The sequence below is a fragment of the Streptomyces sp. NPDC047043 genome, assembly GCF_040644055.1.
Classification (GTDB): Bacteria; Actinomycetota; Actinomycetes; order Streptomycetales; family Streptomycetaceae; genus Streptomyces.
In genome coordinates, this window is the sequence record NZ_JBEYVO010000001.1 from 216700 (window position 1) to 231143 (window position 14444).

Annotated in this window: 13 protein-coding genes and 2 pseudogenes; 4 read left to right on the forward strand and 11 right to left on the reverse strand. The window is 70.4% G+C overall.

Features of this window, described 5'->3' with window-relative positions; all coding sequences use genetic code 11:
• Window positions 1–3 precede the first annotated feature (3 nt).
• The 6 genes from ABZ880_RS01010 to ABZ880_RS01035 all read right to left on the reverse strand — a co-directional run bounded on the left by ABZ880_RS01010 (window position 4) and on the right by ABZ880_RS01035 (window position 5337).
• Window positions 4–1851 (reverse strand): proton-conducting transporter membrane subunit, encoded by a 1848-nt coding sequence (locus tag ABZ880_RS01010; protein ID WP_361254733.1) that lies wholly within the window; start codon window positions 1849–1851, stop codon window positions 4–6.
• Window positions 1848–2153, reverse strand: coding sequence for an NADH-quinone oxidoreductase subunit K (locus tag ABZ880_RS01015; RefSeq protein WP_361254736.1), 306 nt, complete (start codon window positions 2151–2153; stop codon window positions 1848–1850). Before ABZ880_RS01015 ends, ABZ880_RS01010 begins: the two co-directional genes overlap by 4 nt.
• Complete coding sequence (locus ABZ880_RS01020) at window positions 2150–2710, reverse strand: NADH-quinone oxidoreductase subunit J (protein ID WP_361254739.1); 561 nt, start codon at window positions 2708–2710, stop codon at window positions 2150–2152. The genes ABZ880_RS01015 and ABZ880_RS01020 overlap by 4 nt, the downstream gene beginning before the upstream one ends.
• A 32-nt stretch (window positions 2711–2742) precedes the next feature.
• Window positions 2743–3687, reverse strand: coding sequence for an NADH-quinone oxidoreductase subunit H (locus ABZ880_RS01025; protein WP_361254742.1), 945 nt, complete (start codon window positions 3685–3687; stop codon window positions 2743–2745).
• Complete coding sequence (locus ABZ880_RS01030) at window positions 3680–4582, reverse strand: hypothetical protein (RefSeq protein ID WP_361254745.1); 903 nt, start codon at window positions 4580–4582, stop codon at window positions 3680–3682. Before ABZ880_RS01030 ends, ABZ880_RS01025 begins: the two co-directional genes overlap by 8 nt.
• Before the next feature lie 398 nt (window positions 4583–4980).
• The gene (locus tag ABZ880_RS01035) at window positions 4981–5337 is read right to left on the reverse strand and encodes an NADH-quinone oxidoreductase subunit A (RefSeq protein ID WP_361254747.1); all 357 of its coding nucleotides are present in this window, start codon (window positions 5335–5337) and stop codon (window positions 4981–4983) included.
• Between the two features lie 272 nt (window positions 5338–5609).
• On the opposite strand from ABZ880_RS01035, the pseudogene ABZ880_RS01040 reads away from it, so the two are divergent.
• Window positions 5610–5783: pseudogene (locus tag ABZ880_RS01040) on the forward strand (metal-sensitive transcriptional regulator); the annotation flags it as partial.
• Between the two features lie 54 nt (window positions 5784–5837).
• Here ABZ880_RS01040 and ABZ880_RS01045 read toward each other — a convergent pair.
• The 3 genes and pseudogenes from ABZ880_RS01045 to ABZ880_RS01055 all read right to left on the reverse strand — a co-directional run bounded on the left by ABZ880_RS01045 (window position 5838) and on the right by ABZ880_RS01055 (window position 9609).
• Window positions 5838–8117: pseudogene (locus tag ABZ880_RS01045) on the reverse strand (heavy metal translocating P-type ATPase).
• Window positions 8118–8227: 110 nt separating this feature from the next.
• Window positions 8228–8521: a heavy-metal-associated domain-containing protein gene (locus ABZ880_RS01050; RefSeq protein ID WP_361254750.1), complete on the reverse strand. Its 294-nt coding sequence runs from the start codon at window positions 8519–8521 to the stop codon at window positions 8228–8230.
• 218 nt (window positions 8522–8739) lie between these two features.
• Window positions 8740–9609, reverse strand: coding sequence for a DUF5134 domain-containing protein (locus ABZ880_RS01055; RefSeq protein WP_361254753.1), 870 nt, complete (start codon window positions 9607–9609; stop codon window positions 8740–8742).
• A 376-nt stretch (window positions 9610–9985) separates the two neighbouring features.
• Here ABZ880_RS01055 and ABZ880_RS01060 point away from each other — a divergent pair, with 376 nt between their 5' ends.
• Together ABZ880_RS01060 and ABZ880_RS01065 are read left to right on the forward strand one after the other, a co-directional pair.
• Window positions 9986–10579 (forward strand): class I SAM-dependent methyltransferase, encoded by a 594-nt coding sequence (locus tag ABZ880_RS01060; protein ID WP_361254756.1) that lies wholly within the window; start codon window positions 9986–9988, stop codon window positions 10577–10579.
• Window positions 10580–10607: 28 nt separating this feature from the next.
• A complete protein-coding gene (locus ABZ880_RS01065; protein ID WP_361254759.1) occupies window positions 10608–11294 on the forward strand; it encodes a DUF2218 domain-containing protein in 687 nt (228 codons plus the stop codon).
• Here ABZ880_RS01065 and ABZ880_RS01070 read toward each other — a convergent pair.
• Together ABZ880_RS01070 and ABZ880_RS01075 are read right to left on the reverse strand one after the other, a co-directional pair.
• On the reverse strand, window positions 11252–12364 hold the full coding sequence (locus ABZ880_RS01070; RefSeq protein WP_361254762.1) for a histidine kinase: 1113 nt from the start codon (window positions 12362–12364) through the stop codon (window positions 11252–11254). The two genes, ABZ880_RS01065 and ABZ880_RS01070, sit on opposite strands and share 43 nt — an antisense overlap.
• A complete protein-coding gene (locus tag ABZ880_RS01075) occupies window positions 12361–13026 on the reverse strand; it encodes a response regulator transcription factor (RefSeq protein WP_361254765.1) in 666 nt (221 codons plus the stop codon). Before ABZ880_RS01075 ends, ABZ880_RS01070 begins: the two co-directional genes overlap by 4 nt.
• Before the next feature lie 174 nt (window positions 13027–13200).
• Here ABZ880_RS01075 and ABZ880_RS01080 point away from each other — a divergent pair, with 174 nt between their 5' ends.
• On the forward strand, window positions 13201–14433 hold the full coding sequence (locus ABZ880_RS01080) for a DUF418 domain-containing protein (protein WP_361254767.1): 1233 nt from the start codon (window positions 13201–13203) through the stop codon (window positions 14431–14433).
• Window positions 14434–14444: the final 11 nt, after the last annotated feature.

A 14444-nucleotide genomic window follows, 5' to 3' on the forward strand; every position in this document is an offset into this window, starting at 1 on the left:
GGGTCACCTCACGAGAACGAGCACGACGGCGAGGACGGTGAAGGCCGCGACGGCCTGGGCGAGGTACTGGTGCAGCTGCCCGGTCTGCGGGCGGCGCGCCAAGCGGCCGAGGGCGCGCGTCCCGGCCGCGACCGCGGTGACCGAGCCGTCCACGGCGTGCTCCACGACGCCGTCCGTCCAGCGGGCGAACCGTACGGCGGCCGCGGCGGCACCGTCGACGGCCCGATCCAGGCCCCGGTCGTCGAACCTCGCGGCCGCGCGAGCCAGACGCATCACGGGAGCCACCACAAGGACGTGGGCGGCACGTTCGAGGTGCAGCCAGTCCTCGAGGCCCGACTTGGCGCGCTCGGGCAGGCGCAGCGGGCGCGTGCCCCAGGCCCAGGTGACTGCGGCCGCCACGAGCGCGAGTCCCGCGGAGAGCGCGAACTCCCACGCGTCCGGAGCCGGTTGACCGGGGGACGCGAGCACCCGCCCGACGCTGTCGCGCAACGGCGGGAACGCCAACGGCGTCAGCGCCACGCAAGCCAGTGCCAGCAGGACCAGGGGCGCCACCGCACCGCCCGGGACGCGACGCGCATCGGGTCGTGTCACTGCCGGCTGCCACACGTACCACAAGGCCTTGGCGCTGTAGACCGCCGACAGCAGAGCGGCGGCCAGTCCCGCCGCGTACAGCCAGGGGCTGGTCTCCAGAGCTCCTGCGAGCAGGACGTCCTTGGCGGCCCACAGGGAAAGCGGGGCAAGGCCGGCCAAGGAGAGCGCGCCGACGGTGAAGGCCACGCCGGCCGTGCGGTGGTGGCGGGCGGCGCCGAGCAGTTCTGGGAGGTGCTGGGTGCCCAGCGCGGTCAGCCAAGCGCCCGCTGTCAGGAAGAGCAGGCTCTTCGCCGCCGCGTGGGCGATCAGTTGCAGCGTCCCACCCGAGGGTGCTTCGGTTCCTGCAGCGAGCACCATGAAGCCGATCTGCGCACAACTCGAGGCGGCGAGCAGCTGTTTGAGGTCCGTCTGCGCGACCGCGACGAGCCCGAGGCAGAATGCGGTGCCCACGCCTACCCAGGCGACCACGTCGTCGCCCCAGACGGATGCGTCGAGCATCGGCCCGGTGCGCAGCAGCAGGTACGCGCCCGCGACGACCATCGTGGCCGAGTGCAGCAGCGCGGAGACCGGGCTCGGGCCCTGCATCGCCTTCGACAGCCAGAAGCTGAAGGGGAGTTGGGCGGATTTACCGAGGGCCGCGGCGATGAATCCGGCGGTGACGAAAGACAGCCAGGGATCGTCGATACGCGCAAGGCTGCCGAGCGAGAGCGTCGAATCCTGACCGCTCGCGAGCGCGGCACCTGCCGCCAGGTAGAGGCCGAGGTCCGCTGTGCGGGTGGTCAGGAACGCGGTGTCGGCCGCGCTCGTGCGTTGCGGATCCCGCCACCAGTAGCCGATGAGCGCCCACGAGGTGGCGCCCATGACCTCCCACCCCATCAGCAGGACGGGGACGGTCGCGGCCGTGACCGTGACGAGCATGCTCCCGGCGAACACGAGCATCAGCCCGAAGAACCGGGCCCGTGCCTCGTCCGCGCCGAACTCCACGCAGCTGAAGAGGAGTACGGCCAGGGCGACCGAGGTGATCGTGACGGCCAGCAGCCCGGACAGCCCGTCCACCTCCAGCCGCACCGGCAATCCGTCGAGCAGCGGGGCCTGTACAGCGGGGTGCCGAAAGGCCGCAGCGACGGCGATTGCTGTCGCGGCGACCGCCACGGCGAGCGCGAGGGCGGCTGCCGCCCGGTCGGCCTTTCGCCCAGCCACCAGAAGCAGAACCCCCGCACCGAGCGGTACGGCGACCAGCGCCCACAGCAGGGCGCTCACTCCTTCAACTCCGCCGCCATGTCGGTCAGGTCGATCTCCCGTGATCGGAACAGGGCGGTGACGACGGCGAATCCGATCGCCATCTCCAGCGCCATTGCCGTGACCGCCACGACGATCAGCACCTGTCCGTCCGCGGTGCCCGGCGCGATGTAGTGCCAGGCGGCCCCGGCAGCCAGGATCACGCCGCCCAGCATCAGCTCAAGGCCCATCATCAGCATCACGATGGACTGCTGGGTGAGCGCGCCGAACAGTCCGATGCAGAACAGCGCGGCGGCCGACAGCAGAAACAACTCCAGACTCACCGGCCGACACCGCCTCGTACGGGATCATCCGCGCGGCGAGCACGGAGATCGTCGCCGAGCCGGTCGTACCGTCCCCGCCGGGTGGCCAGCACCACCGTGGCGACGATCGTCGCGAACAGGGCCATGCCGAGCGTCATCATGGTGAGCATCTGCGGCCCCATGAGCGACATACCGACATCCATGGTCGGATCGTCGGGAGCCCGACCCTTGCGTCCGGGCCAGGGCGCGAGCAGGATCCCGGCAGCCAGGAGCGCGAACACCACGCCGCAGACGACAGCTGCACCCTTCTTGTTGTGGATCATCGTCATCGGCATGAGCCCGGCCGGGTTCATCATGTACATCACCATGAAGACCGCCATGATGGCCATCTCGATCGTCATCATCAGCACGATGACGATGCCGAGGTAGTCGAGCCCCAGGAGCACGACGAGCCCGCCCACGCACAGCAGCGAGGTCAGCAGGGAGAACGTCGCGCGGGCCATGGAGTCGAAGCGGAACACCATCGCGCCGCTGACGACCGCCAGGGCGGCCAGCACCCAGAAGACCGTGACATCCATCTACGTACGACACCTCGCTCTCGTCGTCGACTTCACCGGTTGAGCACCACCAGGGCGACCACCAGGGCCTGCACGATCGCCAACGGGGTCAGCACGACCCAGGCCAGCTCGACATACCGCTCCATGCGCAGGGTCGGGACCCTGCGCCGGGCCCAGACCAGAAAGGCCAGCACAGCCGCCGTCTTGAGCACGGTCCACGCCCAGCCAGGAAGCAGCGGCCCGTGCCCACCACCCAGGAAGAGCGGCACGGCGAAGGCCGCGGCCACGACCAGCAGCAGCCACCGGCCGCCGAGGAACAGCACCCGGTCCGCGCCCGACAGCTCAGATGCCGCGCCACCGGCCACGTCCAGCCCGGCCGGCTGGTCGAACGGACCCCAGAACGCCATCGCCGTGGCGCTGAGCAGATAGATCCCGAAGGTCGCCGGCATCCACACGGCGAACCACAACCCCGCCTGCGCGTCGACCACTTCGCCGACCTGCAGCGACTCTGCGCCGAGCGCGGCCGTCGTGATCGCGAGCATGTGCGGCAGTTCGTACGCCAGGCCCTGCGCCAGGAACCGGTAGCCGCCGATGAGCGAGAGGGCCGAGTTCGGTCCCCAGCCCGCCAGCCACACCGCAGCCCAGGCCAGCGCCTCCATGGCGTTGAACCAGACGATTCCTTCGGGCAGATCGCTCACTGACCGGAAGCCCAGCGGGAGTACGACGGCGGCGAGGATTGCGGCCGCGGGCAGCAGTGCCGTTCCGATGCGGGCCAACGGCACATCGGATGCTCGTGTCCGCCGCGGTTGCTGCACCAGGTGCCGCAGTACCTCGCGGGCGGGCGCCATGGCGCGGACAGTCGTCTCACGCAGTGACCGGGTGGGGCCGCTGCGGGCCCCGGCCGACAGCACGGCATCGAATCCAGCCACGACCACGGCCGCAGCGACCAGCAGAACGGGCAGGGCGAGGGCAGCCCACAGCGGGGAACGTTCAGCCATGGGCCATCCCCGCCACGGGTGCGTACTCGAACTCGTCGAGATCCGGGTCCAGGCTCGCCACGATGATCCGTGCGCACGCGAACTCGGCGCCCTCGATCAGTCCGGGCAGGACATCCAACAGCGCCCGCGAGGGCGTCACCGCACCTGGAACACTCCCGCGCGGTCCGACCGCCTCGCCCTGCTCCAGTGTTTCGGAGCGGTCGACCGCTGCCGCGCTGCGACCTACCGCGTCCAGCCACACGAGCATGCGGCCGTGCGCGTCTCCGTCGGCGGCCAGGGCCGGGCCGGTGACGCCGCGGTGTCGAGCATGGTCGGCAGGCAGCAGCCCCAGGCCGGAAGTCAGCCAGCGCAGTGTCCGTGAACGCTCGGCCCGACGGATCACAGGGCGTACGGCGGCGGAGAGTTCCGCGGCGGTGGCCCCCGCGAGCGCGCGATCCCGTGCGTGCCGGGTGCGGGAGGTCATGTCACCCCACCCCGCCACGGCGAAGAACCTGCCCAGACTGTCCAGGTGCGCAGCACACAGCCGTCGTGCCGCATCGCCCTGACGGATCCGTCGGCCCGCGCCGGCGAGCAGGAACGGCTCGTCCCAGAAAGGCGGTTGAGGAGACGGCAAGACGGCCGGCCGCTCGACCGTGGCCTCCTGCACGACGTCACCCTGCAGGGCGAGTCGTAGCACCAGCCCAGCGGGCCAGTCGGCGAGCGCGGGCCCAAGGGGCACATGCAGGCGGTCGAGCCGCAGCCCGTCCCGGTCGTCGGCACGATCCGCCATGGGCAGCCCGTCCACGACTCCCATGGCGTGCCCGTGGTGGCCGTGATCACCACCGTGGATGTCGTGTCCGCCATGCATCTCATGCCGCTCGTGTTCGTCGTGATCGTGGTGACTGTGCTGCCCCATGTCCTGGGAGTCGTGCGGAGAGTGCCCGTCCCCGTGGTCGTGCGCCTCCTGATCGCGCCGACCGTGAGAATCGCCGGTTGCGGCCGGCTGCGCAGGCACTCGCGTCCCGAGTTCAGCCAGCCCGCGATCCAGCGCGTCGAGAGTCCGTTCTGCATCCGAGATCCGCACTCGCGCCTTGGGGGCCGGGATGCCACCCCAGACGTTTCCGATCCAGTCGCCCCCTTGGTCACCGGGGTCGCCCACAACCACGAGCAGATCCGCGTCCGCTGGTACGGCCACGCACGGCCATCCCCGCCGCGCCAACTCCGCCTCGGCGGCGAGCCGCTCCCGGGTCGCTCCGGGAGACGTCACCAGCAGAACTCCCGGCCGAGAAACCGCCGCTCGCGTCAGCCTGCGTCTCAGCTCCACCGGAAGGCCCCCTCCCGCCAGGCGTAGGCGACGCCGGCGAGCAGCACGCCGAGGAAGAGGAACATCTCGACGACCGCGCTCGTGCCGACGGCCGGGACGACCTTCGTCCACGGGTACATGAAGAGCATCTCCATGTCGAAGGCGAGAAAGATCATCGTGACCGGGTACCAGCGGACGTGGAACCGGGACAGTGCGTGTTCCTGCGGTTCGAGGCCGCCGCTGAACGGGCCTGCGTGCAGGGGCGCGCGAATCGTCCGCAGCGCGATCGAGGCGGCGTGCAACAACACGATCGCCGCCACGACGAGCACGAGGAGCACCACCACCGGTCGCCAGTCGGAACTCTCCACTCGGCCCCTTCCCGTGACGGGCCCCGCACCCGGTCACCGTAGTGACGCATCATGCCAATCAGGAGCGCCCATGAGGCGATGGCGGACGCGTGTCAGCGGACTTCGGTCTGCTGTGGCCTCCGAGATACCCGGCCCCTCGACTTCCAGAGCGTGCGCGACCTTGCCCACGTTGTCGGCAACCAAGGGGCCGGCCTTGCTCTTGGCGCTGCTCTCCGGTCGGCGGCCACCCTAAGTCACTAATTGGTTTAGTAGCAACGGTCGACGAAGCATCGATATCGCCTGCGCGGGATGCGCTGCTGGGCCCTCACGACGACAAGGACGCCGCGCTCAAACGGCTACGTCGCGTCGAGGGCCAGGACCGGGGTCTGCTCACCCAGGTCGCGGCCACCGCCAAGGCTCTCCCGGCGGTGACCGCGAAGCTGCTGGAAGATCACCTGAAGCACTGCCGAGACGCCCGGGCGGGAACCCGGGCGCCTCGGTCAACGGTGGTGCCCGCCTGGTTACTTGAAGGACCGCAGCCGCAGGCTGTTGGTCACCACAAAGACCGACGAGAACGCCATCGCGGCGCCCGCGATCATCGGGTTGAGCATGCCGAACGCGGCCAGCGGCAGGGCCGCGACGTTGTAGCCGAAGGCCCAGAAGAGGTTGCCCTTGATGGTGGCCAGGGTCCGGCGGGAGAGGCGGATCGCGTCGGCGGCCACGCGCAGGTCGCCGCGTACCAGGGTCAGGTCCCCCGCCTCAATGGCCGCGTCCGTGCCGGTGCCCATCGCGAGACCGAGGTCGGCGGTGGCGAGGGCGGCCGCGTCGTTGACGCCGTCGCCGACCATCGCGACGGAACGGCCTTCTCCCTGCAGTCGCCTGACGACGTCCACCTTGTCCTGGGGCAGGACCTCGGCGATCACCTCGTCGATACCGACGGCCCTGGCGACCGATTCCGCGACGAGCTGGTTGTCACCGGTCAGCAGGACGGGTTTCAGGCCCAGCCTGCGCAGCTCGGCCACCGCTTCGGCGCTGGTCTCCTTGACCGCGTCGGCGACGGTGAGGACACCGCGCGCCTCGCCGTCCCAGGCGACGGCGACCGCCGTACGCCCCTCGGCCTCGGCGGCGGCCTTGGCCTCGGCCAGCTCATGGGGCAGCTCGATGACCCACTCCTTGAGAAGCTTCTCGCGCCCGACGAGGACCGCGTGCCCGTCGACAACGCCCTGGACGCCGAGACCGGCGACGTTCTCGAAGTTCTCCACCATCGGCAGGCTGCCCGCCCGCTCTGCGGCACCGGCGGCGATGGCCTGGGCTATCGGGTGCTCGGAGGCGTGCTCCAACGCGCCCGCCAGTCGCAGCAGTTCGTCCTTGTCCACGCCCTGGGCGGTGAACACGTCCTGGAGCTGCATGCGGCCGGTGGTGACCGTGCCGGTCTTGTCGAGGACGACGGTGTCGACGCGGCGCGTGGACTCCAGGACCTCGGGGCCCTTGATGAGGATGCCGAGCTGGGCCCCGCGCCCCGTGCCGACCATCAGGGCGGTCGGGGTGGCGAGCCCCAGGGCGCACGGGCAGGCGATGATCAGCACTGCGACGGCCGCGGTGAACGCGGCGACAGTGTCGCCGGTGATCCCGAGCCACGCGCCGAACGTACCGGCGGCGATCAGCAGCACCACCGGCACGAAGATCCCGGAGATCCGGTCGGCGAGCCGCTACACTTCCGCCTTGCCGTTCTGCGCGTCCTCCACCAGCTTCGCCATGCGCGAGAGTTGGGTGTCAGAGCCGACCCGGGTGGCCTCGACCACGAGCCGACCGCCCGCGTTGACCGTGGCCCCGGTGACCGTATCCCCGACCGTCACATCCACCGGCACCGATTCACCGGTGAGCATGGACGCGTCGACCGCGGAGGCACCTTCGACGACGATGCCGTCGGTCGCGATCTTCTCCCCGGGCCGTACGACGAACCGGTCCCCGACGACCAACTGCGCGACCGGGATGCGTACTTCCTTGCCTGCCCGCAGCACGGTGACGTCCTTCGCGCCCAGCTCCAGCAGTGCCCGCAACGCCGCACCCGCCTTGCGCTTGGACTTCGCCTCCAGGTAGCGCCCGGCGAGGATGAACGTCGTCACGCCTGCCGCAGCCTCCAGGTAAATGGAGGAGGAGCCCCCGCCGCGGGAGATGGTGAGCTCGAAGCCGTGCCGCATGCCCGGCATCCCGGCGTCGCCCCAGAACAGCGCCCACACCGACCAGCCGAGCGCGGCGAGCGTGCCGATGGACACCAGGGTGTCCATGGTCGCGGCGCCGTGCCGGGCGTTCGTCCAAGCGGCTTTGTGGAAGGGGAAGGCTCCCCAGACCACGACCGGCGCAGCCAGCGTCAGCGACAGCCATTGCCAGTTGTCGAACTGCAGCGACGGCACCATCGCCATCAGGACGACAGGCACCGTGAGCACGAGCGACACGTACAGACGCTGCCGCAAGGACAGCAGCTCACCATCCGCCGGTGCGGTCTGCGCTTCTCCCTCGACCGCAGCCGCGATGACGGGCGGGGGCGGCTCTTCGGCGATGTAGCCGGTCTTCTCGACGGTGGCGATGAGGTCGGTGACCTCGATGCCTTCCGCGTACGAGACTTTCGCCTTCTCGGTGGCGAAGTTGACGGTCGCGGTGACGCCGTCCAGGCGGTTGAGCTTCTTCTCGATGCGGGCGGCGCACGAGGCGCAGGTCATCCCGCCGATGGAGAGCTCGACCTCGCGGGCAGGCGCGGGTGGCGCCGCCGGTAGTGCCTTTTCGGGAGCCGTGCTGGTCATGTGCGTATCTCCTGGGTAGGCCGGGACGTACGGCGTCCGTATCAGCGAAGCGGCACGTCCCGGCGCGGGGAGGTTTCTCGCGTTGCCGGGGCCGGACCCCGGCACAGCCGTCAGGCCTGGCCGACGAGCTCGTAGCCGGCCTCGTCGACGGCGGCGCGGACGGCCTCCTCGTCGATCGGGGCGGCGGATACGACGGTCACCTCGCCGGTCTTGGCGACGGCCGTGACCGCGGTGACGCCGTCGAGCGCCGAGATCTCCTGGGAGACCGCGCCCTCGCAGTGGCCGCAGGTCATCCCGGACACCTTGTAGACCGTGGTGACACCGACGCCCTGGACGTCGACCGTGGCGCCAGAAGCGCAGGAACCGGTGCCGCAGCAGGAGCCGGAGTTCGTCTCAGTGGTCATGGCTTCTTCCTCGGGGTGTGGACGCGTGGGTCGTCTCCGGGAAGGGCGTCGTTCCCCGGCCCCTCCCAGCAACGAGAACACTATACCCCCAGGGGGTATCATGTCCGCCTGTGGCGCCGTTCACACAGCCCTCTTCGCCACCTGGCGGCACGCGTGCGGGTACAGCAGCGATACGGGATCACCCCCGCCGCCAGGCAGGTCAACGGGGCTCCCGGCGATCATGCGGCCATCATCAACAGCATCGCGGACATCGTCCCGCCCATGCCGATGTGCGCCGCCAGCGCCGCGTCCGGCGCGGCTCCGAGTTTGCGGCGCCGACCACGTCCCGACCGCTCCGCCGCCCTTGCCCTGTCCCACACCGCGAGCGTCAGCGACGTCAGGAAGACGAGCACCGTGTCCGGCATGGCCAGCAGCCACCGAACCCAGCCGAACGGCGCATCCGCGCCCCGCCGGATCCGGCCGGCACCCCTGATCCTCGCCCACATCGACGCGCCGATCGACAGCAGGAAGTACACGGCGAGCCCCGCGATCACGAACCGCCACACGGAACCGGACCCCGCGGTGGAACCCGCGGCGGCAGCGGTGTGCCCCATCCCCTGCATGTCCATCCCCTGCATCGAGCCCATCCCCTCCATGAGCTCCATGCCGGCCATCCCGTGCGCGCTGGTCGCGCCGCCCATGTTCTCCATGCCCGGCATGTGCGACATCGAGGAACCGCCCAGGGCCAACACCGGCCCCGACGACGTACTCGTCATGGCGAGGGTCATGATCACCATGCCGGCGCTCCCCACAATGAGGTGCACCCAGTGGCGCCCCTCCTTCCACCCGCACGCGCGCGTGTGCTTCACCGCCATGGCCACGCCCCCGAGCCCGAGGATGCCGAACGCCGCCGCCCACCACATGCCGTGGCCCGCATACCAGCCGACCGTCGCGGGCAGGGCCATGGCAGCCATGCACAGCCCCATCAGCAGGTCGCCGCTCGCCGCGAACCGGATACCGCCGCTGGTGGTCATGACCCGGACCGCGCTGACGGCAGCCACGAGAGCGGCGACCACCGCCACGGTCCAACTGAGCGCCAGAGTTGCCATGTTCCCCATCCTGATGGACCGTAACTGCTAACGCCCTTAGTACGTCTCAGGGCCGGAGGGCGTTCAGGGGCCGATGGTGAACCGTCGCGGCCGACGGAAGGGCCGGCGCCGACGACCAGATACCCCCTGGGGGTAAGACTCCGTCCGGCAATCACGGCACACCGGTTGCGGCCGGATCCACACGTACCAGCTCGGTCGATCCCGCTGCCGAAGAAGCTGTCCGGCTTCTTCGGCTCCGACAACAGCCTGCGCAATTCACGACGCCCGGATCGAAACAACGTGGATTGACAGAGACACAATGTCTCGATAAAGCTTGTGGTCGTCACAAGCAGCCGGACAAGGCCCCGGGATGCCAGACGCGACGGAAGGACACGGCATGGCTGGCTCACTCCGTCACCCTCACGACCTGTACGCCGGCCCGCCGCCCTGGTGCATCGACCGGCCGCAACCGGCGTTCCTCGCCCTCGCCGAGGCGGGTGCCATCCAGGGCCGGGTCCTGGACGTCGGCTGCGGCACCGGCGAGCACGTGCTCATGTGCGCAGGCCTCGGACTGGACGCCACGGGCGTCGACCTCGCCTCCCGGGCCCTACGCACCGCCGAGGAGAAGGCGCGCGAGCGGGGCCGCACGGCGAGGTTTCTCCACTGGGACGCCCTGAAGCTCGCCGGTCTCCGGGAAACCTTCGACACCGTCCTCGACTGCGGGCTCTTCCACATCTTCGGCGGCGCCGACCGCGCCGCCTTCGTCGACAGCCTGCGCGCGGCCGCCCGGCCGGGCGGCCGCTACTTCATGCTGTGCTTCAGCGACCGGCAGCCCGGAGAGTCGGGACGGGTGCACAAACTCGCGCGGGACGAGATCGAGGCCGCGTTCGCCGCGGGATGGCGTATCGACTCCATCGAACCCAGCACGATCGACATCACCACCGACCCGGACGGCGTCCGGGCCTGGCTCGTCGCCCTCACCAGGACCTGATCCAGTGAGAGGCCCGGAGAGGAACACCATGCCGACCGCGGAAGCCCGAGTCGAAACCGAGCGCGCGAGCCGCTATCTCGTCCAACTCTGCCGCCACGCCCAACAGATGGGCCGCCACTCCCATTACGGGGCACGCGCCCACACCGGGGGTGACGCGCACCGGCCCCCGGAGGTGCAGCACGTCGAGTGGTCGGACACCCACGGGACCGTACGGGTGAGCCTGGGCCAGTGGACCATGCAGGCCACCGCAGACGCGCTGACGCTGCGGGCCGAGGCCGACACCGAGGAAGACCTGCAACGCATCCAACAGCTCGTCGCCGGGCGCATCGAGAAGATCGGCAGGCGCGATCGCCTCACGGTCACCTGGCACCGTCTTGAGGCGACCGGCCTGTGGCAGAACGAACCCGCCCCGCCAGAAGGCTCTCAGCCGCGGGAGGAGATGCAGCACCCTTCGGGCGCACGACCGCGCCGGTCCTTCGGAGTGATCGGCGGAGTCGTCGCGCTGATCATCGTCGCGCACCTGGTACTCGGCGGATCCGTGCTGGCGGCGTCGCGGTGGCTGGGCTGGGGCGCCGGTGCCCTTGTTGTTGCGGTCGTCCTGGCGAAGGTCATCGGCATCGGGACTCTGGCCGCCCGCCACGGCCACCTGCGCACGCGGAAGCGCGCATCGGGTCACGGCTCACCCCGGACCGGCAGTTCCAGGCGGAGCTCGTAGCCGCCGTCGGCCGTGGGGCCGGACGTGACCGTGCCGCCAAGAAGTTCGGCCCGCTGGTGGAGGCCGACCAGGCCGTGCCGGGCGCCGGGCAGAGGGAGCGCGGGCCGGGTGGAGGCGGTGTTGGTGACCGAAGCGTTGATCGTGCCGTCCTGCTGCTCGATGCAGATGGCGGCGGTCGCGCCGGGAGCGTGCTTGCGTACGTTGGTCAGCGCCTCCTGGACCGTGCGGTAGACGGCGCGCTGGACGGTCGGCGGGAGGTCGTCGGGCAGGTTCGTCCGCAAGTCGGTCTCGATGCCGCTGTTGCCGATCAGCCGCGCGAGGTCGGCGAGGGAAGGCTGGGGCGTCAGTTCAGTGGGCCGGCTCCCGGAGGCGCGCAGGACGCTGACCATGTGCCGCAGTTCTTCCAGCGTCTGCACGCTGAGGCGCCGGATCGTGGCCCCGGCTTCCCTTGCCGTGGGATCGCGGCCGCTGACCTGAAGGGCCCCGGCCTGTACGGCGATCAGACTGACCTGATGCGAGACCACGTCGTGCATCTCCCGGGCGAGCTGGGCGCGTTCCTTCGCCAGCACGCTCTGTGCGCTCAACAGCCGCTCCTGCTCGCGTGCTTCGGAGATCTCGGCGAGCCGCAGTGACAGTTCGCGTCTGGCCTGGACGAGCTGGCCCAGGAAGACGGGAGCGGCCGCGGTCCCCAGGGCGTATGTGACGGTGATGAGGGTCGAGGTGTCCGACAGGTCGACAAATTCCGGGGACGGCCACTTCCACTCGGTGATGTCGCTGGCCGCGAAGGCCAGAGCGCACGCGGCCAGCAGGATCCGACGGCGGGAGAGGGAGGCCAGGGTGTAGAGCGCGGCCAAGGTGGCGAACACCGCGTCGGAGACCAGGGTGGCCGGCAGGGCCAGGAGGAAGGTCAGCAGCGGCAGACGGCGACGCAGCAGGAGGGAGAAGGCGGCGAGCAGAGCGCAGGCCATCCGCGACCGCTCGTCGTCCTCGACATTGACCCAGACGTCCAGCAAGGCGGCCGCGACGAGCACGGCATCGAGCACCGGAGCAGGCACGTGGCGGGGCTTCATCCGCCCTCCTGGCCCCGTGAAGGTCTGAGCAGGCCCGAACGTTCGGCGACCAGAGCCGCCTGAACCCGGCTGCCCACCGCCAACTTGCCCAGAACGGCACTCACATGATCCTTGACCGTGCCGACGCTCAGGTGCATCCGGACGCCGATGTCGGCATTGGACAGGCCCTCGGAGAGCAGGACGAGCACTGCACGCTCGCGTTCGGTGAGCCGGGCGACGCTGCTGAGTGCGGATTCCTGCACACCGCCGTCCAGGTAGCCGTCCACGACGGTGCGAGTGACCGTGGACGACAGCACGACACCGCCGTTCGCCAAGGTGCGTACCAGGTAAGGGAGTTGCTCGGGATCGGTGTCCTTGAGCAGGAAACCGGCGGCACCGGAGCGCAGCGCGGTCGCCACGTACTCGTCCATGTCGAACGTCGTGAGCATGGCCACCACCGGCGGCTCAGGCAGCCGGAGCAGCTCGGCCAGGACGGTGAGTCCGTCCACGTCCGGCATGCGAATGTCGAGCAGGACGACGTCGGGACGCGACTCCTGGACCGTGCGGACCGCCTGCCCACCGGTGACCGCCGCCACGACCTCGATGTCGTCCGCGCAGTCAAGGATGTGCTGGAAGCCCATTCGGACCAGGGCCTCGTCGTCTACCACCAGTACCCGGATCACCGGCGCTCCCCTCGTCATGGGGCCGCTGTTGGATTCGTACCACGCCCGGGGCCGCCCTCCGCTTCCTTCGCGCCGATTCCCGCCACCTGGCTGGGACGCTCCGGCCAGTCGGCGGGGCCTCTCCAGCCGCCCGCCGGATGGGCTGCCGCCTGGGACTCCCCAATCCTGAAGCTCATGACACAGACCACCTCATCGGCCGTGGCCGCGGCACCTGCTCTGCACAAGGACGTGCCTGCCACCGCCTCCTCCGCACCGTCGACCGGACGGCTGATCGGCATCGACCTGGCCCGCGGGCTCGCGGTCTTCGGCATGTACGCCGCCCATGTCGGCCCCGAACCAACGGTGGGCGGACCGCTGGGCTTCCTGTCGGAGCTGGCACGCGGCCGCCCCTCCGCACTCTTCGCCCTGCTCGCCGGCTTCTCGCTCGTCCTCATCACCGGCCGTCCGCACCCACGGACCGGACGTGCGGGCCGGCAGGCGGTCGGCAGGATCCTGATCCGCTCGCTCGTGCTGATCGCGCTGGGCTTCGCCCTGACCGCCCTGGACACCGACGTCGATGTGATCCTCGCCTACTACGGGCTGATCTTCATCGTCGTCCTGCCTCTCTACCGGCTGCCTGCCCGGACGCTCGCGGTCATCGCCGCCGCGGGCGCGCTGGTCCTCCCCCAAGTGCTGTACGTGATCCACCAGTTGATCGACCGGGGAAGCTGGGCGGACACCGTCATCGCGTGGGACCCGCTGGCCCGGATCAGCGACACGGACGGCCTGCTCGAGCTGCTGTTCACCGGCGATTACCCGGTACTCACCTGGGTGCCGTTCATGATCGCGGGCATGGCGGTCGCCCGGCTCGACCTCGACCAACGCAGGATCCGTTCCCGACTGGCCCTGGCCGGAGGCGCGCTGGCCGTGCTCGGCTACGGCGGCTCCTGGCTGGCTCTGCACCTCGTACCGCACGCGCTCACCTCCGTCGCCGCAGCCACGGACGGAGGTTCGGCATCGTCGGCCTGGTGGTCGGACACCGTCGGCTACCTCGAGGGCGACACCCCGGCCTGGCTGCTGGTGGCCGCACCGCACAGCCAGACGACCTTCTCCGTCCTCGGCAACACGGGCGTCGCACTGGTCGTCCTGGCCGCGTGCATCGCCGCTACCGACCGCTTGCCGCGCCTCACGCGTCTGGCCGTCCCCGTCGCAGCGGTCGGCATGGTCTCGCTGACCGCCTACGTCCTGCACATCCTCGCCATCCGGGTCGTCGGCATGCAGGAGGAGACCCTCCCGGCTCTGATCGCGCTGCTCGCCTTCATCGCGACCGCCATGCTGCTGGCGACCGCCTGGACACGATGGTTCCGGCGTGGCCCGCTGGAGTACCTGCTCCACGCCACTACCCGACTCAGCCGCCACATCAAATGACCACCTGGTGC

What these genes read in the sequence shown, in the direction of transcription:
- ABZ880_RS01050 (WP_361254750.1), bottom strand. Translation starts at nt 8,521, where the DNA reads ATGACCACTGAGACGAACTCCGGCTCCTGCTGCGGCACCGGTTCCTGC.
- ABZ880_RS01070 (WP_361254762.1), bottom strand. Translation starts at nt 12,364, where the DNA reads ATGAAGCCCCGCCACGTGCCTGCTCCGGTGCTCGATGCCGTGCTCGTC.
- ABZ880_RS01025 (WP_361254742.1), bottom strand. Translation starts at nt 3,687, where the DNA reads ATGGCTGAACGTTCCCCGCTGTGGGCTGCCCTCGCCCTGCCCGTTCTG.
- ABZ880_RS01030 (WP_361254745.1), bottom strand. Translation starts at nt 4,582, where the DNA reads ATGGGGCAGCACAGTCACCACGATCACGACGAACACGAGCGGCATGAG.
- ABZ880_RS01020 (WP_361254739.1), bottom strand. Translation starts at nt 2,710, where the DNA reads ATGGATGTCACGGTCTTCTGGGTGCTGGCCGCCCTGGCGGTCGTCAGC.
- ABZ880_RS01080 (WP_361254767.1), top strand. Translation starts at nt 13,201, where the DNA reads ATGACACAGACCACCTCATCGGCCGTGGCCGCGGCACCTGCTCTGCAC.
- ABZ880_RS01065 (WP_361254759.1), top strand. Translation starts at nt 10,608, where the DNA reads ATGCCGACCGCGGAAGCCCGAGTCGAAACCGAGCGCGCGAGCCGCTAT.
- ABZ880_RS01055 (WP_361254753.1), bottom strand. Translation starts at nt 9,609, where the DNA reads ATGGCAACTCTGGCGCTCAGTTGGACCGTGGCGGTGGTCGCCGCTCTC.
- ABZ880_RS01060 (WP_361254756.1), top strand. Translation starts at nt 9,986, where the DNA reads ATGGCTGGCTCACTCCGTCACCCTCACGACCTGTACGCCGGCCCGCCG.